The organism is Lysobacter sp. HA18, assembly GCF_054057595.1.
The window spans coordinates 2623034-2642952 of the sequence record NZ_JBSRZL010000001.1 but is presented as its reverse complement, the minus strand read 5'-3'; the positions used below and the strand labels follow the sequence as shown (position 1 = coordinate 2642952).

Sequence of the window (19919 nt, the reverse complement as noted above, 5' to 3'; positions counted from 1 at the left end):
GTTTACGGACGGGGCCTTCGGGCCCCGTTTCCGTTTGTGGGAGCGCTTGGCCGCTTGTGAAGGCACTGTCGGAACTCCGGGCCGACGATCCGGTCAGAATGCGCGAATGAATGCGCAGGACGACACCATGGATGCGGCCCCCGACGCCGACCGGCTCCACCGCCTTTTCAACGACCTGCGCGATGCCTTGCAGGCGGAGATCGTCGGGCAGGCGACGCTGGTCGAGCGTCTGCTCGTCGCGCTGCTCGCCGATGGGCATCTTCTCGTCGAAGGTGCGCCCGGCTTGGCGAAGACCAGCGCGATCCGCGCGGTCGCGTCGCGATTGCACGCGGAATTCGCCCGCGTGCAGTTCACGCCTGACCTGTTGCCCGCCGACCTGACCGGCACCGAGGTGTGGCGTCCGCAGGACGGGCGTTTCGAATTCCAGCCCGGGCCGATCTTCCATCACCTGCTGCTCGCGGACGAGATCAACCGCGCGCCCGCGAAGGTGCAGTCGGCATTGCTCGAAGCCATGGGCGAGCGACAGGTCACCGTCGGACGCGCTACGTATCCGCTGCCGCCGCTGTTCCTCGTCATGGCGACGCAGAACCCGATCGAGCAGGAAGGCACGTTCCCGCTCCCGGAAGCGCAGCTCGACCGCTTCTTGATGCACGTCCGCATCGGCTATCCCGATGCACAGGTCGAAACCGAAATCCTTCGGCTCGCACGAGAACGCGCGCGCGATGTGCTCGACGGCAATACGACAACCTCCACCGCGACCGTCGAACGTCTTTCGATCGACGACGTCTTCGCCGCGCGCCGCGATGTGCTGTCGCTGCATGTCGCACCTGCCGTCGAGCGCTATCTGGTCGAGATCGTGCTCGCCTCCCGCGATGCACAGCGCTACGACGCCGCACTCGCGCGACGCATCGCCTGGGGCGCGAGCCCGCGCGGATCGATTGCGCTGGAACGTTGTGCGCGCGCGCATGCATGGCTCGCCGGCCGCGACTACGTCACCCCCGACGACGTGCGCAGCGTCGCGCCCGATGTGCTGCGACATCGCGTGCTGCCGAGCTTCGAGGCGACCGCCGAAGGCTGGGACGGCGGACGCCTCGTCGCCGAGCTGCTCGCGCGGGTGCCGCTGCCCTGAGCGCACCGCCATGCGCAACGACACGACCACGACCATCCCCGACGGCGTAACGCCGACGATCGCCGAGCTCGTCGCCTTGCGCGGCGTCGCGGCGAGCCCGCGCCACATGCGTCGCGTCCGCACCGCGCGCGCGGGCCTCGCAAACTCGCCGATGCGCGGACGCGGCATGGAGTACGCCGAGTCGCGCGAATACACGGTCGGCGACGACGCGCGTCATGTCGACTGGCGACTCACGGCACGCACCGGACGCGCGCACACCAAGGTTTTCCACGCCGAGCGCGAGCGCCTGACGCTGCTCGTCGTCGACACCGATCCTGCGCTGTATTTCGGAACACGCGTGAGATTCAAGTCAGTGCAAGCTGCACGCGCCGGCGCGGTGATCGCCTGGCACGCCGTGGGTGAGGGTGATCGGGTCGCGGTATTGCGTGCGAGTCCGCGCGAGGCGCCCGTGTCGCCGGCCGGCGGTCCGCGCGGCGCATTGCGTGTCATCGATGCCTTGTCACGCTGGTATACGCAGCGGCCCGACGACGACCTCGGGCTATCGATCGCACTCGAACGCGCGCAGCGTCTGATGCGTCCCGGCGCGCGCATCGTCGTGCTGGCCGATCCCTCGAGTCTCGAAGCCGTGCCGTTGCAGCGATGGAGTGCGCTGGCGAGGCACCACGACGCGGCCATCGTGCTGCTCAACGATCCCATCGAAACCGCACCGCCGTCGCTGCGCGTGCCCTTCGCGACGAACGACGGCCGCGTCGAAGTCGCGCTCGACGACCGTGAAACGCGCGACCGCTGGCTCGCACGTTTCGCTGCGCCACTGCAGCGCGCGACCGAAGCGCTGCCCGGTCGCGGCGTCCGCGTCATGGGGCTGTCGACCACCGATGCGTCGGAAAGCTGCCTCGCGCTTCTGCGCGGCCGCGTCGCACAGGTGGCCTGATGGCGGACGGCCTGCTGCTGCGCGACGTGCATCGCCCGCCGGCTCCGCCGTTATGGCCGCCCGCACCCGGCTGGTGGTTGCTGCTGCTTGCGGTGATCGCCATCGTCGCGATCGTCATGTTCGTTCGCGGACATCTCGCGCGCCGGCGTGCGCTCATCACGGCGTTGTTCGACGACGACATCGCGACCGCCGACACAACGACCGCACGCCTCGCACGCAGTTCCGAACTTCTTCGTCGCGCCGCACGTCGCGTGCGTGGCGACGCCGATCGGCTCGATGGCGACGACTGGCTGCGCTTCCTTGAAACGCGCGACCTGCATTTCGTCGACGGCCCGGGCCGCCTGCTGCTCGATGGCGCATTTCGCCCGAAGGTCGACGAACGCGCGGCCGACGAAGCCGTCCGCCTCGCGCGCGAACGCTTCGTACAACTGATGGGTCGCCGCGCATGATCGGCCTGCGCGAAGCCTACGACCTGCTGCAGTGGCCCGCATGGCTGCTGGCGATCCCGTTGCCGTGGATCGCATCGCGACTGTTGCCCGCGCCTCGAAGCGATGGCGCGGCGCTCCGAATGCCGCTGTCGGAACGCCTACGCGAGATTGTCGGTACGTCGATGACGCAGCGGTCGCGACGTGGCGTCGGCGTGCTCGCCGGAATCGCATGGATCCTCTTGTGCATCGCTGCGGCGCGACCACAGGAACTCGGCCCGCCGACGCAGCCGCCCGCGAAAGGCCGCGACCTCATGCTCGCGCTCGACCTGTCGGGCAGCATGAACGAGCCGGACATGGAACTCGGCGGAAGTCCGGTCGATCGACTCACCGCGGCGAAAGCCGTGCTGTCGGACTTCATCGACCGTCGCGCAGGCGATCGCCTCAGCCTGCTCGTGTTCGGCCGACAGGCGCACGTGCTCACGCCATTCACGCTCGACCGCGACACCGTGCGCGACCAGCTTGCCGACAGTGTGGTTGGACTCGCGGGCCAGGAAACCGCGATCGGCGATGCGATCGGCCTCGCGGTGCGACGGCTGCGCGACCAACCGACGGGCGAGCGCGTGCTCGTCGTATTGACCGATGGCGTCAACACCGCGGGCGTGCTCGATCCGCGCAAGGCCGCGCGCATCGCCGCCGATACAGGCGTTCGTATCCACACCGTCGCGTTCGGCGGCGAAGGCGGCATGTCGCTGTTCGGTTTCCGCATTCCGTCGCCGGGTGGCGACGATGAAATCGACGAGGCAACGCTGCGCGACATCGCCGGCACCACCGGCGGACGCTTCTTCCGCGCACGCGACACCAGCGAGCTCGCCGGCATCTATTCGGAGATCGATCGCCTCGAGCCAATCGCGCGCCCGGGCCGCGCCGTGCGTCCGCACATCGAACGCTACCTGTGGCCGCTCTCTGGGGCGTTCGTGTTCGCGCTGCTCGCGGCACTGCAGTGGAGGCACGCGACGTGATCTCGCTCGGCCCGCTCAATTTCCTGCGACCCGAATGGCTCTTCGCGCTGCTCGCACTGCCGGTGCTGTGGTGGTGGCTGCGTCGACGCGGGTCGAGCGATGCCGCATGGCAGCGTGCCGTCGATCCGCACCTGCTGCCGCATCTGCTCGCGCCGGGCCGTGCGGCGACGCATCGGTTCGCCGCATGGACCGCGATGCTCGCGTATGCACTGACGGTCGTCGCTCTGGCCGGCCCCGCATGGCGTCAGCTCGACGTGCCCGCATGGGAAACGCGCGAGCCGCTTGTCATCGCCGTGGACCTGTCGAGCGCGACGCTCGCCAACGATCTGCCGCCAACGCGCCTCGCGCAATTGCGTGCCCGCCTCACGCGACTGCTGCAGTCGCCGCGCAGCGGACCCGTCGCGCTGGTCGCATTCGCTGACGACGCATTCACCGTAGCGCCGCTGACGGATGACGCGGCCAATGTCGCGCTATTCGTCGATGCGCTCGAACCCGCCGTGATGCCAGTCGATGGCCAGTCGCCCGCGCGTGCGATCGCGCAGGCGCGGCAGTTGATCGAACGCGCCGGCTTCCCGCGCGGCCGCATCGTGCTCGTCACCGACCACGCGGACGGCACGTCACAGCGTGCTGCACGCGACGCCCAAAACGCCGGGATCACCGTGTCGGCGCTCGGCCTCGGTACGCCCGACGGCAGCACGATCCGCACGCCGGGTGGATCGACGGTGCGGGTGAGCCTGGACGAAGGATCGATGCGTGCGCTCGCCAGCAACGGCGGCGGTCGTTATTCACGGCTCACGCTCGACGGTAACGACGATGTGGTATTCGCCACAGGAACCGGCACAGGTGCGAAACGTGGCGAAGGCGGCCGCGCATGGGCCGACGAAGGCTTCCGTCTCGTGCCGTTCGTGATGCTGCTGGCGCTCATCGTGCTGGTGCGACGTCCGCGTGCCGCAGTGTTGCTGCTCGCAGTCGCGCTGATGCCGCGTCCAACGTTCGCAGCGGACCTGTTCCATCGTCCCGATCAACGTGCGTGGCGCGAAATCGACCGGGGCATCGACGCGTATCGTCGCGGCGACTTCGACAAGGCAGCGGCGCAGTTCGAGAAGTCCGACAGCGCCGATGCGAATTACAACCGCGGCAATGCGCTCGCCAAAGCCGGACGCTTGCAGGATGCGGTCGCCGCGTACGACGAAGCATTGCGTCGCAAGCCCGGCATGGCCGATGCGATCGCGAACCGCAACGCGGTGCTGCAGGCGATGAAGCGCCCGCCCCAGCAGCAGAAGGGTAGGCAGCAGCAGTCGGGCAAGCAGGGCGGCACGTCGCAGCAGTCGCAACAGCCGCGTAACTGCAAGCCGGGTGATGCGGCGTGCAACGGCAAGTCCTCGTCTTCGCAGCCGTCGACCGGGCAGACGCCGCCGCCGAAGCAGAACGGCTCGTCGCCGCCGAAACCTGCGGACGCGACACGCCAATCGCAGGCCGACGCCGCGCAACGCGAAAGCATGCAGCGCGCATTGCAGCAGGTGCAGGCGAAGGCCGCATCGGAAAAAGCGAAGGCGCAGCCGATGACGCCCGAACAGCGCGAACGTCGGCTATCGGACGAAGCCGCACTGATGCGCGTGCCCGACGAGCCGGGCAACCTGCTGCGCGAGAAGTTCCGGCTCGAGTACGAACGGCGGCAACTCGGAGGACAACGCTGATGCGCGTCGCGCGCTTGCTCGCGATGTTCGTCCTGCTCGCGTTCGCGACGGTCGCCGGTGCGCAGACGCGTGCATGGCTCGATCGCGACCGCATCGCCGTCGGCGAGACCACCACTCTCAACGTCGAGACCGACGCCAACGATGCGCCGGATTACGCGCCGCTGCTGCGCGACTTCGATCTGAGCGGGCAGGCGAGTCAGCAGCAACTGCAGTGGGTGAACGGACAGATCAGCCGTCGCAGCCTGTACGCGGTCGCGCTGCGGCCGCGACGCGACGGGCTGCTGAGCATTCCGTCGCTGCATGTCGGCGGCGCGAACACGCAACCGTTGACGCTGCTGGTGACCCCAGCACCGAGTGCGCCAGCGGTGTCGGGCAATGCGGACGTATTCGTCGAAAGCGAAGCGGATGCGCAGGATCCGTACGTGCAGCAGTCGGTGGGCTGGGTCGTGCGCCTGTATTCGGCAATTCCGCTGATCGCGGGGCAACTCGACCAGCCCGAGCCGACCGGTGCGAGCCTGCAGCGCGTCGGTGATGACGTGCAATACCGTCGGGTGGTTGGGGGCAGATCGTATGTGGTGACTGAGCGTCGTTTCATGCTTGTGCCCGAGCGCAGCGGTGAGCTGGTCGTTCCGCCGGCGAGTTTCGAAGGCCGCGGCACCGGCAATGCGTTCGATCAGTTGTTCGGCGACGGACAGTCCGCGCTGCATGCCGTCGCGCGGCCGCGCATCCTGCACGCTGCGCGCGATACCCGTGAACGCGCCGACGCCATGGCTGCCATTGCGCGGCCTGACGATGCGTTATCTCGAACAGCCGAACCAGGCGCGCGCCGGCAGTGCGTCGAACATCGTGGTCGAAGTCGAGGCCGATGGCGCAGGCGCTGCGCAGTTGCCCGATCTACAGATCACCGCACCCGACGGCACGCAGGTGTTCCCGGAGCGCCCGCAGTCGGACGAAACGATGGTCGACGGCCGCCCGCATGTTCGCGAGCAGCGACGTTTTTCGATCGTGCCGTCGCGCGCGGGCACATTGACTATTCCCGGCCCGCGTGTCGACTGGTGGGACAGCCGCGCAGGGGAGGCGCGTTCGACGCAGCTGCCGCCGATCACGCTGACGGTCGCGCCAGGCGCACCGGCCGAAAATGCCGCGGCGCGCGACGATGCGCCGTCGGGCGTGCCCTCTGCGCGTCGTCTAGATCGTCGCATGGTCGCGGGCGTGATCGCCGTGCTGGTCGCGTTGCTGCTCGTCGGCGCGGGACTGTGGCGCTCGCGCTCCGCGCAGCGCGAGACGCCGATCGTGTCGACATCGCCGCCCGTGACCGCCACGCGCACGTACACCCCGACCTCGACATCCTCGCCGCCGCCATTCCCGGCTCCCGGCAATGTTGCTCCGCCACCTCCGGTCCCGACGCGCACCGCAGAGGCGACGCCCTCGGCCACGACCCCAAGCCTCGCGCGCGCCCTCGAGCTCGGCGATCTCTCCGACATCGATGCCGCGCTACGAACGTTGGCCGGCGGCGACACCGTCGACCTCGAAGCCGTGGCCGCGCGTCTGGACGACGCAGCACAACGCGACGCGGTCGATCGCCTGCGTCGCGCACGTTGGGGAGGCGGCGATCCCGCTGACGCACGCGCCCGCCTGCGCGCCGCGTTCGCATCGGGCCCACGCTGGCGCACGGCGGCGACGTCAGCGCGCGAACCCCTGCCTCCTTTGTACCCGCCGACCTAAGGCTCGGGACGTCGGGCGGTCGCGCTGCTTTGTTAAGCTCGCATCGCCTCGACGGAGAACGCCCAATGCACGCAACGAATCCCGCCGTCCGCCGCGGCCTTCCGCTGCACGTGAAGGTCCTGCTCGGCTTCGTGCTCGGCGCCGTCATCGGCCTCATCGTGCACGCGACCACGCCGGACGCGCCGTGGGTCGCGCATGTGATCACCTACGTCGCCAAGCCCTTCGGCCAGGTCTTCCTCAATCTGCTCTTCATGCTGGTCGTGCCGCTGATGTTCTCGGCGCTGGTGCTCGGCGTCGCGGAGCTCGGCGACATCGCGAGTCTCGGCCGACTCGGCTGGCGCACGTTGATCTACACGGGCGCGGTGACCGCCGCAGCGGTGGCGATCGGCCTCATCGCTGTCAACGTGTTGCAGCCGGGCACGCACATGTCGCCCGACCTCATCCAGAAGGCGATGAGCAGCAACCTGGCGAAGGCGAGCGAAATCGCCACGCAGGGCAACCAGCTCAACTTCATCGACCTCCTGGTCAACATCGTGCCGCACAACATCGTGAGCGCGATGGGTAACGACAAGGAGAAGCTGGGCATCGTGTTCTTCGCGCTGATGTTCGGCATCGGCCTGGTGATGAAGCCGACCGCCGGCACCGAGGCCTTCAAGAACGCGCTGCACGGCCTGTTCGAGATCTGCATGCATCTGATCGGCATGTTCATCAAGCTCGCGCCGTACGCGGTGTTCTGCTTCATGTTCGTGCTGTGCGCGCAGCTGGGCCTCGACGTGCTGCTGAGCCTCGGCTGGTTTGTTCTGACGGTGCTCGTCGCGATCGCCATCCACGGTTTCGTAGTGCTGCCGCTGTGGGTGCGCTTCATGGGCGGCATGTCGCCGCTCGTGTTCTTCCGCGGTTCGCAGGAAGCGACGCTGACCGCGTTCGCCACGGCGTCCTCGACCGCGACGCTGCCCGTCACGCTGCGCGTCGCCGAAGAGAACCTTCGCCTGCCGCGCAAGGTTTCGCGTTTCGTGCTGACCGTCGGCGCATCGGCGAACCATCACGGCACCGCGCTGTTCGAAGGCATCACCGTGCTGTTCCTTGCACAGGTCTACGGCCTGCACCTCGGCTTGGGGCATCAGCTCATGGTGCTGCTGCTGTGCATCCTCGGCGGCATCGGTACGGCGGGAATCCCGTCCGGTTCGCTGCCGGTGATCGCGATGATCTGCGGCATCGTCGGCCTGCCGGCCGAAGGCATCGGCATCATTCTTGGCGTCAACACCTTCCTCGACATGTGCCGCACGGCGCTGAACGTGACGGGCGACCTCGCCACCGCAGTCGTCGTCTCGCATCGCAGCGGCGAAGCGGACGTGCCGGATACGCTGCCGACGCAGGGCGGCCTGGGGCACTGACGCCCAGCGGCCGGGCACGGCGCGGCGGGGGATGGGAGAATAGCGGGCTCCCGCCGCCGCCCGCTCCCCGATGACCACGCCGACCCGACGCGAACTCGCCAACGCCATCCGCTTCCTCGCCATCGACGCGGTGCAGGCCGCCAACTCCGGCCACCCGGGCATGCCGATGGGCATGGCGGACATCGCCGAGGTGCTCTGGAACGATTACCTGAGCCATAACCCGTCGAATCCGGGCTGGTTCAACCGCGACCGCTTCATCCTGTCGAACGGCCACGGTTCGATGCTGCAGTACGCGCTGCTGCACCTGACGGGCTACGACGTCTCGATCGACGACCTGCGCAACTTCCGCCAGCTCGAATCGAAGACGCCGGGTCACCCCGAGAACTTCATGACGCCGGGCGTCGAGACCACCACCGGCCCGCTCGGACAGGGTTTCGCGAACGCCGTCGGCCTCGCGCTTGCCGAGAAGCTGCTCGCGCAGCGCTTCAACCGCGACGGCCACGCGATCGTCGACCACCGCACCTGGGTGTTCATGGGCGACGGCTGCCTGATGGAAGGCATCTCGCACGAAGCCGCGTCGCTCGCGGGCACGTGGGGCCTGAACAAGCTCGTCGCGTTCTGGGACGACAACAAGATCTCGATCGACGGCAACACCGACGGCTGGTTCACCGATGACACGCCGAAGCGCTTCGAGGCGTACGGCTGGAACGTGGTGCGCGGCGTCGATGGTCAGGACGCGGCGTCGATCAAGGCGGCGATCGAGCAGGCGCTGAAGTCGAACGACAAGCCGACGCTGGTCTGCTGCCGCACGACCATCGGTTTCGGTTCCCCCGCGAAGGCCGGCAAGGAATCGAGCCACGGTGCGCCGCTGGGCAAGGACGAAATCATCGCGACGCGCGCGGCGCTCGGCTGGACTGCGGGTGAATTCGAAGTGCCGGCGCCGATCGCACAGGCCTGGCATGCGGCCGACGCCGGCGCGTTGCGCGAAGGCGAATGGGATCGCCGCTTCCAGGCGTATGCCGCCAGCTTCCCGACCGAAGCTGCAGAGCTGTCGCGTCGAATCACCGGCGAGCTGCCCGAAGGCTTCGTCGAAGCCGCCGATGCCTATATCGCGAAGCTGCAGGCCGAAGGCCCGGTGGTCGCGTCGCGCAAGGCATCGCAGATGGCGATCGAGGCGTTCGCGCCGCTGCTGCCCGAATTGGTCGGCGGTTCGGCCGACCTCGCGCATTCCAACCTCACGCTGTGGAAGGGCTCGAAGTCGGTCGCCACGGACGATCCGAACGCGAACTACATCTACTTCGGCGTGCGCGAATTCGCGATGGGCGCGATCTGCAACGGCCTGGAACTGCACAGCGGTTTCATTCCATACGACGCCACGTTCCTCGTCTTCAGCGACTACGCGCGCAACGCGGTGCGCATGTCGGCGCTGATGGGCGCGCACGTCATCCACGTCTATACGCATGACTCCATTGGCCTCGGCGAAGACGGCCCGACGCACCAGCCGATCGAGCATCTCGCGTCGCTTCGCTATATCCCGCACAACGACGTGTGGCGTCCGTGCGATGCGGTGGAATCGGCGGTGGCGTGGAAGCACGCGATCATCCGCAACGACGGCCCGAGCTGCCTTGTGTTCTCGCGCCAGAACCTGCCGCACCAGCAGCGCAGCACGCAGCAGGTCGCCGACATCGAGCGCGGCGGTTACGTGCTGAAGGATTCCGTCGGCACGCCGGAGATCATCCTGATCGCGACGGGTTCGGAAGTCGGCCTCGCAGTGCAGGCGGCCGAGCAGCTCGGCGACAAGGCGCGCGTCGTATCGATGCCGTGCACGGAAATCTTCGACCGCCAGACGCCGGAATATCGCGAGTCGGTGCTGCCGAGCGGCGTGCGTCGTCGCGTCGCGATCGAGGCGGCGACCGCGGACTACTGGCGCAAGTACGTCGGCCTCGACGGCGCGGTGATCGGCATGCACGGCTTCGGCGCGAGTGCGCCGATCGAGAAGCTGATGCCCCACTTCGGTTTCACCGTCGAGCGCGTGGTCGAGGCAGCACGTTCGCTGGGCTGATCGTCAGCGACGATGTTCGAACATGGCGTCCTTCGGGGCGCCGTGTTCGTTTCAGGACGGCACAAACGCAGTCAGGCGTTCGGCGCGCGGTCGAGCAGATACGACGCCGGCGTCGAGCGCCCGATGTGATAACCCTGCGCGCGGTCGCAACCGAGTGCGCGCAGCACCTCGAGCGTTTCCGCATCCTCGATGCCTTCCGCGACCACGTGCAGGTCGAGCTGATGGCCGAGGTCGATGATCGCGCGCACCACGCGTGCCGAGCGCAGGTCGTGCCGCATGTCGGCGACGAAGCTGCGGTCGATCTTCAGCTCGGTCGCGGGGAACTGCTTGAGATAGGCGAGCGACGAATAGCCCGCGCCGAAGTCGTCGATCGCGATGCCGAGACCCGCTTCGCGCAGCGTATGCAGCATCGCGATGCTGGTCATCGGATCTTCCATCAGCGCGCTTTCGGTGACTTCGAGCGTCACGGATTCGGCGGGCATGTCCCACACGGACAACGCGCCGGTGATCTGCTGCACGAGATCGCGCTGGCCGAACACGCGTGGCGACACGTTGACGGAAAAGCGCAGCTTCGGATCGCGCACTCGGATGGCCGCGGCATGGCGGAACGTCGCGTTGAGGCTCCACCGCGTGAGTTCAGCAATCAGGCCGGTGTCTTCGGCGAGACGAATGAATACGTCGGGACGGATCACGCCGCTGTCGGGATCATTCCAGCGCGCGAGTGATTCGTAACCACTGATTGCGTTGCGGCGCAGGTCGAGGATGGGTTCGAAATGCGCTTCCAGACGATTCGTGCGCAGCGCATCGTGCAGCCATTCGTACGGCACCATCATGCGTTCGGTGCCGGGGCTGTACAGCGCGCAGCGGTCGCTCATGCGCTTCGCGTCGCGCAATGCGATCTCGGCACGACGCAGCAGCGTGGTGGCGTCGCCGCCGTGCTCGGGGGACAGGGCGAGGCCGACCGCGACGGGCGTCATCATCGCGTGCTGCCCGAACACCAGAGGTCGCTCGAATGCGCGCACGACGCGGGTCCCGGCCAGCATCGCGTGGCCCGGATTCATCAGGCCGGGCAGCAGGGCGATGAATTCGTTCTCGGCCACCTGCTCGAGCACGTCCTGCGGGCGCAGCAACTCCTGGATGCGCTCGAATGCGGCGCGGCCGACCGCGTCGCTGGCCTCGTAGCCGTGCACCAGCCGGAACTCCTGCAGGCGCTGGATGCGGACCAGCAGGATGCCGAGGCAGTTTTCACCTGCTTCGATGCGCGCGTTGAGCCGGCGCGACAGCTCGGCGCGGTTCAAAGATAGAGCTCCGAGACGTCGATGCCTGCGTGGTGATTCGGAAGCGGTCGCACGATCTCGATCGAGCTGTCGGCCGATAGCAGGTCGAGGGTTCTGAAGCCCGACGTCAGCTGGCCGTCCGGATCGGTCAGCACCAGAACGCGCGGGCGCAGGCGACGCGCCGCGTTCTGCGACATGACCGCGACGATCTCGCCGGTGTTGAGTTCGGCCAGCGAGCCGGTGGGATACACGCCGAGGCAGCTGATGAACTGCTCGATGAGTTCGGCGTAATAGCGCGTCGTGCGATCGCGGTAGAGCTCTTGCAGCGCGACGTGCCGCGCCATCGCCGGCGCATGCGGCCGATCGCTGGTCATCGCGTCGAAGCTGTCGACGATCGCCGCGACGCGCGCATGCAGTGGAATATCGGAGCCGCGCCGACGCTGCGGATAACCGCTGCCGTCCGCGCGTTCATGGTGACCGTTGACCATCTCCAGCACGGTGTCGCTGAAGCGGTCGTCCTGCAGCATGTGTGCGCCGAGTTCGACATGCCGCCGCACGCGCGCCATCGACATCGCGTCGAGCGGACCATCGCGTTCCAGCAGCGGCTGCGGCACCTGCGTCTTGCCGATGTCCATCAGCATGGCGCCGGTCGACAGATCGATGAGGTAGTCCTCGGGAAGGCCGAGATGCCGGCCGAACGCGGCGGCGAGCATCGCGCAGTTGAGCGCGTGCGAATACGCGTAGCCGTCGCGACGGCGCAGTGCGTTGAGCCAGAACATGGCATCGGCGTTGCGCAGCACGCTGGCGACCACGGGCCGCGCCGCGGCATGCGCGACTTCCGGTGAAATCGGATCGCCACTGTGCGCCTGGTCCACCAAGCTGCTGATCGTTGCGGCAGTGACGTCCAGCGCTTCGCGCGCAGCGGGGATCTCGTGCTCGAAGTCGACCGTGTCGTGATAGCGGACGGTGCCGATGCGCGGGTCACGCACAGCGGGGGGCGCGCGCTGCGGCGTGGTCGTGCCTTCGCGCGCAGTCATCATCAGCGCGCCCGGTGCGATCAGGCCGGTGAGCCCGCGCGTCTGCGCCTGCTGGCTGAGCTCCACGTCGATCCACACGCTGCGGCACAGGTTCCGCAGCGTTTCGATCTGCGAAAGCTCGCTGACGTAGAAGCCCTGCAACGGAAAAGGCGTCTCGGTCCACGGGCGATCGAGGCGGCATACGAACATGCCGAGCCGCACCTGGTCCGCTTCGATCTGGCGTTCTTCGATCTGCATGCGCCCCCGCCGACGCTCCCCTGCGGACGCCGCGAACGGCAAGAGTAAACCGCCGGGGGGCGCTTACAAGTAGTCCATGGTCCGGTAGGTGGCTGGCCGCCCAACGGGTCGCATGGCGTTGCGGGCTAAACCCGCGTGCGCGAGCCCTAGTGACCCAGCACCGCGTTCAGCACCTGAGCCAGGTGCGTTCCGCCGCGCCGAAGCTGTTCGTCGACCAGCGGGGTGAACGTGGCGACGTAGGTCGCGTCGATCTCCGGGCCCGGCGGATAGACGCCCGGACGTGTCGCGATGCGGCACGATTGCTGCGCCCAGGCCGGCGAATCCGGCGGCAGAACGTGCTTCGGGATGTCGACGGCGAGAGGCAGCGCGCGCAGCTTCGCGAGGTATGCCGGCTCGTCGAGGCCGGTCTTCGAGATCAGGCCGCTGTCCCACAGCGAATGCAGGTTGCCGCCCTTCTCGCCGCCATCCGCGGTCGGAATGCGCACCTGCACCGTGTTGCCGCCCTTGTCGTGGGCGAACGCCGCATGCAGCGGCTGGTGCACGTCGCCGATGAAATGCACGACGAACTTCAACGCCTGACGACGCGCGTCCAGCGACTGCGAATGGTCGGCGAGGATTGCGGTCTGCGCGCGGATCGCTTCGATCACGCAGTCGCCGTTGGGGCAGTCACGCGGCGGCTCGTAGGTGCCGCAGCCGTTCTCGGCGATGTCGGCGTAATGCCACTTCGCGCTGCGCTTGCCGAGGTCCGGGTCGTTCGCGCGCAGCTCGTCGGCCCAGTTGGCGACGCCGGCGAGCGTCGGCTCGGTTTCGCCCTTCAGCAGCTCGTCGACTTCGCGACGCGCCTGCGGGGTGAGTTCGTCCTGCGCGAGGTCGGCGACGAGCCGATGCCCAAGTGCGCCCCACGCGAAAGCGGGCGAGGCGATGCAGAAAAGGAGTGCGGATGCGAGGAGTTTTCGGGTCATCGGCGAATGGTACGCGACGCTCCCGCCGAGGCCGAGTGACGCAGGAGCCGGTTCGGGTGCCCTGCTAGAATGCGCGACTGTTTCCGGCCGTCGCGGCCCCGCAGGAGCTCCCAAATGACGATCAAGGTAGGCATCAACGGCTTCGGCCGCATCGGCCGCAACGTGCTGCGCGCAGCCGTGCAGAACTTCGGCGACGACATCCAGATCGTCGGCATCAACGATCTTCTCGAGCCGGACTACCTGGCCTACATGCTGAGCTACGACTCGGTGCACGGCCGCTTCAAGGGCGACGTGTCGATCGAGGACGGCCAGCTGGTCGTCAACGGCAGGAAGATCCGCCTGACGCAGGAACGCGACCCGGCGAACCTGAAGTGGAACGAAGTCGGCGCCGACGTCGTCATCGAATCGACCGGCCTGTTCCTCGACAAGGCCACCGCGCAGAAGCATCTCGATGCGGGCGCGAAGAAGGTCATCCTGTCGGCGCCGTCGAAGGACGACACGCCGATGTTCGTGTACGGCGTGAACCACGCGTCGTACAAGGGCGAGCAAATCATCTCGAACGCGTCGTGCACGACCAACTGCCTCGCGCCACTCGCCAAGGTGCTGAACGACAAGTGGGGCATCAAGCGCGGCCTGATGACCACTGTGCACGCGGCGACTGCGACGCAGAAGACCGTCGACGGCCCGTCGAACAAGGACTGGCGCGGCGGCCGCGGCATCCTCGAGAACATCATCCCGTCGAGCACCGGCGCGGCGAAGGCTGTCGGCGTGGTCATCCCCGAACTCAACAAGAAGCTCACCGGCATGAGCTTCCGCGTGCCGACGTCCGACGTGTCGGTGGTCGACCTCACTGTCGAGTTGAACGGCCCGGCGTCGTATGCCGAGATCTGCGCGGAGATGAAGGCGCAGAGCGAAGGCGCGCTGAAGGGCGTGCTCGGCTACACGGAAGACAAGGTCGTCGCGACCGATTTCCGCGGCGACGCGCGTACGTCGATTTTCGACGCCGAAGCCGGCATCGCGCTCGACCCGACCTTCGTCAAGCTCGTCGCCTGGTACGACAACGAGTGGGGTTATTCGAACAAGTGCCTCGAGATGGTGCGCGTGGTCGCGCGCGGCTGAGGCGACGTCTGAACTGCTCCACCGAACCCCGCCGATTGGCGGGGTTCTTCGTTATGGGTTCGGAATTTTCAGACGTCGCGGCGGGTAAGCACCGTCTTGTCCGCGCACCGCAAGCTGCACATACTTCGCGCCGCGCAGACGCGCAATCACAAGGAGATGTCATGTCACGCAAGACGCTCGCCGCCTGCATGGTGGCGTTGGTGGCCCTGTCCACCGCCGCGACGGCGCAGGCCGGCAAGAAGGATTCCGACGAACCGCCGAGCCGCGAGGTCACCGGGCTTCACGACGTCGAAGGCGAGATCGTCGGCGCCGAGATTCCCGGCAGCCCGTTCGCCAAGCTCGAGATCGGCATGTCGTTCAAGCAGGTCGGTGACATCCTCGGCGACAAAGCCACGCACGAGGCCGACTGCGGCCAGTACATGACGGGCAAGTCGTTCATTCCGTTCCACTTCGGCGGCGACAAGGTGCGTACCGAGTGCGCGATGAAGCATCTCGGTCGTCTGGTCTTCACCAACCAGTCCGACTTCGACGGTCAGAAGGTACTGATCAAGATCGAGTACGACGCGACCGAAGACGGTTATCGCGACTGATTCGAGTGGTTCGACGGAAGCGTCCCGCTGCTATCGGGGGACGCTTCCGGTTCCGTAGCTTGTCGAGCGGTCGACGGTGGTGAGCTACCAGGTACGACCGCATCCTGTACGACCGCATCCTGATCGCCAGTCATCGCGCAGGGCTGTCGAGCGATGCGCGATGCGTTTGTTGCGTCTATTCGACTGGCGCAGCGCCGACTGCGTTGATCGCAGGCGCGTGCATTTGGCGGCGCGGTCGACACGTCTTTAGGCAGGCCGCGAAAGGTCGCGTGCTACCGTTCCCACACGGCCGGGGAAGCCGGAGGGGACGATGGAAGGCGTGGTGATGCTCGCGGTCGTTGCGGTTCTCGCGATACCCGTACTGCTGGTCCTGTTGCTCGCATGGACCGTCGGCCTGCGCCGTCGCATGGCTGTACTGGAGGCGGAGGTCTCGTGGCTGCGACAGAGCGCGGTCGACGCTGCCGCATCGCCGAGCGCGTCGCCGGCGACTAATGCCGCATCCGCACCGCCGCCTGAGCCGACGTTGTCCGAACTGTTGCGACAGTCGGGATCGGCGAACGAAGTGCTGCCGGCACCGACTTCAGTACCGGCGCCAGCTCCGTCGCCCACACGCGCGACCGCGCCGGCCATTCCGGAACCCACGAGCGCTGCGGTACCGCCACCGCTGCCGCCATTGCCGCCGTCGCGACCTGTTTCGCCGACGCCGTCGGCCGTGCCACGCCCGCAACCGGTTTACGCGCGCAGCTCGCGCACCGACGATCTGTTCGACACCGTCCGCCGCTGGTTCACCGAAGGCAACGTGCCGGTCAAGGTCGGCGTACTCGTGCTGTTCGCCGGCGTGGCGGCGCTGCTCAAGTACGCGGTCGACCAGGGCAAGTTGCATGTTCCGATCGAGCTTCGCCTCGCCGGCGTTGCGATGGCGGCGATCGCAGGACTCGTGTTCGGCTGGCGCCAGCGTGAAGCTCGGCGTCCGTTCGGCCTTGCGCTGCAGGGTGGCGCGATCGGTGTGCTGCTGCTGGTCACGTTCGCTGCGTTCAAGCTGTATCACTTCATTCCCGCAGGTGCGGCATTCGCCATCAGCGTCGCGCTGGTCGCGGGGCTGGGCGTACTCGCGGTGCGTCAGGAATCACTGGCGCTGGCGGTGCTGGGCGTGTTGGCCGGTTTCCTCGCGCCGATCTGGTTGTCGACGGGGCAGGGCAACCATGTCGCGTTGTTTGGTTACTACGCCGTGCTCAACGCCGGCATCGTCGCGATCGCATGGCGACGCCCTTGGCGTCTGCTCAATCTGCTCGGGTTCGCGTTTACGTTCGGCATCGGCAGCCTGTGGGGCGCCTTGCAGTACCGCCCCGAGGACTTCCGTACGACGGAGCCGTTCCTGTTGCTGTTCTTCGCGATGTATGTCGCGATCCCGATCCTGTACGCGGCAGCCAAAGCCCCGCCACAGCGGCGCATCTTCGACGGCAGCCTGATCTTCGGAACGCCGCTGGTCGCGTTCGTCCTGCAGGCGGCCATGCTTCGCGGGGATCGCATGGAGCTCGCGTTCTGCGCACTCGGGCTAGGCGCGATGTATGCGGCGCTTGCGTCGCTGCTGCGTCGGCAGAAGGCCTTCGCCGAACTCGTCGCGCCCTATGCGGTGCTCGCGATCGGCTTCTCGACGCTCGCCGTGCCACTCGCGTTGTCGGCACGTGCAACGGCAGCGATCTTCGCGCTTGAAGGTGCCGGGCTCGTGTGGCTCGGCCTGCGACAGTCGCGGTCGCTTCCGCAGCTCGCCGGCCTTGCATTGCAGCTCGCAGCCTTGGGCGCATTCGGCACTGCGTTCCATGTCGACGTGGTCGGGCCGCCAGTGTTCAACGGCACGTTCATGACGGCGCTTCTCATCGCGATCGGCGGCTTCGCGACGGCGGCCGCCGCGCGTCGTCACGAACAGGACGGCATGGCCGTCGGCGCCTATCTCTGGGGCCTTGCGTGGTGGTTGGGTGCGGCGCTGTGGGAGGTCGACCGCAGTGTCGATCCGAAGCACGCAGTGGACGCCGTGATGCTGGTCATCCTCGGTACCGGACTGCTCGCGGCCGAAGTCGCGCGCCGTCGCGCCGCTGGTGCGCTGCATCTCACAGCGTCTGCGTCGTTGCTGCTACCAATCGCGTTCGCATGCTGGCAGGTCAGCGAACGCGGCCAGCCGCTCACGGGGCTCGGCGCGATTGCATGGGCGGCGGATATCGTCGTTGCCTGGCGCGTACTGACCTGTGTGCGTGACGTCGGCTCGCGGGTCCGAGGGTGGACGCATATCGGCTGGCTCGCGTCGATCGCTTTGCTCTCGTCGCTCGCGTTGTTCCAGATCGCGCAACAGGCCGACATCGGCGATGCATGGCGCTTCGCTGCGACCGCGCTGCCGTGGCTCGCGCTCGCCGCAGTCGCGCTGCTTCGCCCCGATCGCATCGCGGTGCCGTTCCGCGACGGCTTCGAAGAGTGGCGCGGCAACCTGCAGGCCATGCTCGCGCTCGTCTTGGGCGGCTTCTTCGTGGTCGGCGTGGTGCACGAAGGCTTGATGTCGCCGCTGCCGTACGTGCCGTTATTCGACGCCGTCGAGCTCGTGCAGCTCGCAGCGTTGCTGCTCGCGTGGCGGACGCTCCGTGACGAGCAGTTGTTGCGGCCGTGGCTCGCGGGCGCGGCGTTCGTGTTCGCGACGTCCGTCGTGTTGCGCGCGACCCATCAATGGGGCAGCGTGCCATGGTCGACATCGATGTTCTCGACGGGCCTGGTGCAGACCTCACTCACCGTGCTCTGGAGCGTGATCGGCATGGCCGCATGGGTCGCGGGTTCGCGCCGACAGCGTCGCGGATTGTGGAAAGTGGGCGCCGTGCTGATGGCCGTGGTCCTCGCCAAGCTCGTGCTGGTCGACCGCCAGTACCTTGGCAACCTGCTCGGCATCGGCTCGTTCATCGCGTTCGGTCTTCTGTGCACCGCGGTGGGTTATCTCGCGCCGGTTCCGCCCGGCGAAACGGAGGCGACGGCATGAAGCGCGCGATCGTTGCACTGCTGGCATGTGTCACGACGTTCGCCATCGCCGCGCCCGTCGACTACGCACGCCAGTGGCCCGTGGTCACGACGACGTCGGCCGGCGCCTACACGTTCGAGCTGACGCCCGAGGCCTACACGGTCGTTCAACGCGCTGACCTCGGCGATCTCGACGTGCTCGACGCGTCCGGTCATCCGGTGCCCGCCGAGGTCATCGCGCCAGCGGCGCAGCCGACCGAGCAGCGCCGCGCGCTGCCGTGGTATCGCATGCCCGCACCGGGCACGACGTCCGGCAGCGACTGGCGCGTGATCGCCGAGGTCGATGCGGACGGGCGGCTGCGTGGCCTGCGCTCGTCGACGGTGAACAACGAACGCCCGGCGACGACCGTGCTGATCGATGCCGCAGTGCTGCCCGAGCGGCCGATCGCGCTCGACGTCACATGGCGTCCCGCGGCGGACTTCGACACGGGCTATCGCGTCGAAGGCAGTACCGATTTCGATCACTGGTTCGAGCTTGGCCGCGGTCGGCTGGTCGACCTGCGCGAAGGAGCGCACGGCCTGCAGATGCGACGGCTCGCGATCGAAGCAGGCGTCGAACACCCGCGCTTCCTGCGCCTGGTGCCCGAGGATGTGAGCCGTCCGCTGCCGGACATCACCGGTATCGACGCGATCTGGACCTCGAGCCCGCAGCGCGCGCCCCTCTGGCGCACGCTCGCGCCGCACGCGAACGCCGATGGGTCGCTGGAATTCCAAGCCGACGGCCGCTATCCGGTGCGCTGGGTCGACCTCGACGGCTCCGGCAACGACGTGCGCACATGGCGACTGCAGAGCCGCGATACGCCGCAGGCGCGGTGGGTCGATCGCGTGCCGTACTGGATGGTCTATCGCGTGGGTAACGGCCGTTCGCCGGCGCGGGTGTTCGACAGCCCGGTGCGGGACCGCTACTGGCGCCTGGTGCCGCAGGGCACGGGTGATGCGCCGTCGCTGAAACTCGGCTACCTGCCCGAGCGCGTGGTGTTCGTCGCGGGCGGGCGTGCGCCGTACGCGCTGGTCGCCGGCAGTCTGCGTAATCGCCGCGAGGCGCGGCCGGTGCAGGCCGTACTGCGCGATACCACCGATGCGCCTGCGGTTGCCCGTCTCGGTGCGTCGACCGAGCGCGCCGGAAATGCGGCATTCGCGCCGGTTCGCGACTGGAAGACCTGGGGCCTGTGGGCCGTGCTGGGGCTCGGCGTCATCGCCGTCGGAACGTTCGCGCTACGGGTCCTGCGCGAGCCGCCACGCACCGCCGACTGACGCG

Annotated in this window: 15 protein-coding genes and 1 pseudogene; 13 read left to right on the top strand and 3 right to left on the bottom strand. The window is 67.8% G+C overall.

Features of this window, described 5'->3' with window-relative positions:
• The first annotated feature begins 106 nt into the window (after window positions 1-106).
• The 9 genes and pseudogenes from ACVWWW_RS12975 (at window position 107) to tkt (ending at window position 10385) form a co-directional block, all read left to right on the top strand.
• Window positions 107-1129, top strand: a complete 1023-nt coding sequence (locus tag ACVWWW_RS12975) for an AAA family ATPase (protein ID WP_027082042.1) — start codon at window positions 107-109, stop codon at window positions 1127-1129.
• 10 nt (window positions 1130-1139) lie between these two features.
• On the top strand, window positions 1140-2060 hold the full coding sequence (locus ACVWWW_RS12970) for a DUF58 domain-containing protein (RefSeq protein WP_027082043.1): 921 nt from the start codon (window positions 1140-1142) through the stop codon (window positions 2058-2060).
• Window positions 2060-2509, top strand: a complete 450-nt coding sequence (locus ACVWWW_RS12965) for a DUF4381 family protein (protein ID WP_036141036.1) — start codon at window positions 2060-2062, stop codon at window positions 2507-2509. Before ACVWWW_RS12970 ends, ACVWWW_RS12965 begins: the two co-directional genes overlap by 1 nt.
• On the top strand, window positions 2506-3507 hold the full coding sequence (locus tag ACVWWW_RS12960) for a vWA domain-containing protein (RefSeq protein ID WP_036141038.1): 1002 nt from the start codon (window positions 2506-2508) through the stop codon (window positions 3505-3507). Before ACVWWW_RS12965 ends, ACVWWW_RS12960 begins: the two co-directional genes overlap by 4 nt.
• Window positions 3504-5204 (top strand): VWA domain-containing protein, encoded by a 1701-nt coding sequence (locus tag ACVWWW_RS12955; RefSeq protein ID WP_027082046.1) that lies wholly within the window; start codon window positions 3504-3506, stop codon window positions 5202-5204. Before ACVWWW_RS12960 ends, ACVWWW_RS12955 begins: the two co-directional genes overlap by 4 nt.
• Window positions 5204-5485, top strand: a pseudogene (locus tag ACVWWW_RS12950) (BatD family protein); the annotation flags it as partial. The gene ACVWWW_RS12955 and the pseudogene ACVWWW_RS12950, both read left to right, overlap by 1 nt.
• Before the next feature lie 469 nt (window positions 5486-5954).
• Window positions 5955-6929 carry a hypothetical protein gene (locus tag ACVWWW_RS12945; protein ID WP_456998762.1) on the top strand — a complete coding sequence of 325 codons (975 nt, stop codon included), beginning with the start codon at window positions 5955-5957 and terminating at the stop codon, window positions 6927-6929.
• Between the two features lie 65 nt (window positions 6930-6994).
• Window positions 6995-8323: a dicarboxylate/amino acid:cation symporter gene (locus tag ACVWWW_RS12940; protein WP_036141043.1), complete on the top strand. Its 1329-nt coding sequence runs from the start codon at window positions 6995-6997 to the stop codon at window positions 8321-8323.
• 70 nt (window positions 8324-8393) lie between these two features.
• A complete protein-coding gene (gene tkt, locus ACVWWW_RS12935; RefSeq protein WP_027082047.1) occupies window positions 8394-10385 on the top strand; it encodes a transketolase in 1992 nt (663 codons plus the stop codon).
• Between the two features lie 71 nt (window positions 10386-10456).
• Here tkt and ACVWWW_RS12930 read toward each other — a convergent pair whose 3' ends face one another.
• The 3 genes from ACVWWW_RS12930 to ACVWWW_RS12920 form a co-directional block, all read right to left on the bottom strand.
• Complete coding sequence (locus ACVWWW_RS12930; protein WP_027082048.1) at window positions 10457-11683, bottom strand: bifunctional diguanylate cyclase/phosphodiesterase; 1227 nt, start codon at window positions 11681-11683, stop codon at window positions 10457-10459.
• Window positions 11680-12936 carry an HD-GYP domain-containing protein gene (locus ACVWWW_RS12925; protein WP_027082049.1) on the bottom strand — a complete coding sequence of 419 codons (1257 nt, stop codon included), beginning with the start codon at window positions 12934-12936 and terminating at the stop codon, window positions 11680-11682. Before ACVWWW_RS12925 ends, ACVWWW_RS12930 begins: the two co-directional genes overlap by 4 nt.
• A gap of 146 nt (window positions 12937-13082) precedes the next feature.
• Entirely contained in the window at window positions 13083-13898 is an 816-nt protein-coding gene (locus tag ACVWWW_RS12920; RefSeq protein ID WP_027082050.1) for a S1/P1 nuclease, read from the bottom strand.
• A gap of 114 nt (window positions 13899-14012) precedes the next feature.
• On the opposite strand from ACVWWW_RS12920, the gene gap reads away from it, so the two are divergent.
• The 4 genes from gap to ACVWWW_RS12900 all read left to right on the top strand — a co-directional run bounded on the left by gap (window position 14013) and on the right by ACVWWW_RS12900 (window position 19915).
• Entirely contained in the window at window positions 14013-15017 is a 1005-nt protein-coding gene (gap, locus tag ACVWWW_RS12915) for a type I glyceraldehyde-3-phosphate dehydrogenase (protein WP_027082051.1), read from the top strand.
• Between the two features lie 161 nt (window positions 15018-15178).
• Window positions 15179-15607: a hypothetical protein gene (locus tag ACVWWW_RS12910; protein ID WP_027082052.1), complete on the top strand. Its 429-nt coding sequence runs from the start codon at window positions 15179-15181 to the stop codon at window positions 15605-15607.
• 310 nt (window positions 15608-15917) lie between these two features.
• Window positions 15918-18623 (top strand): DUF2339 domain-containing protein, encoded by a 2706-nt coding sequence (locus ACVWWW_RS12905; protein WP_027082053.1) that lies wholly within the window; start codon window positions 15918-15920, stop codon window positions 18621-18623.
• The gene (locus tag ACVWWW_RS12900; protein ID WP_027082054.1) at window positions 18620-19915 is read left to right on the top strand and encodes a DUF3999 family protein; all 1296 of its coding nucleotides are present in this window, start codon (window positions 18620-18622) and stop codon (window positions 19913-19915) included. The genes ACVWWW_RS12905 and ACVWWW_RS12900 overlap by 4 nt, the downstream gene beginning before the upstream one ends.
• The last annotated feature ends 4 nt before the right edge of the window (window positions 19916-19919 follow it).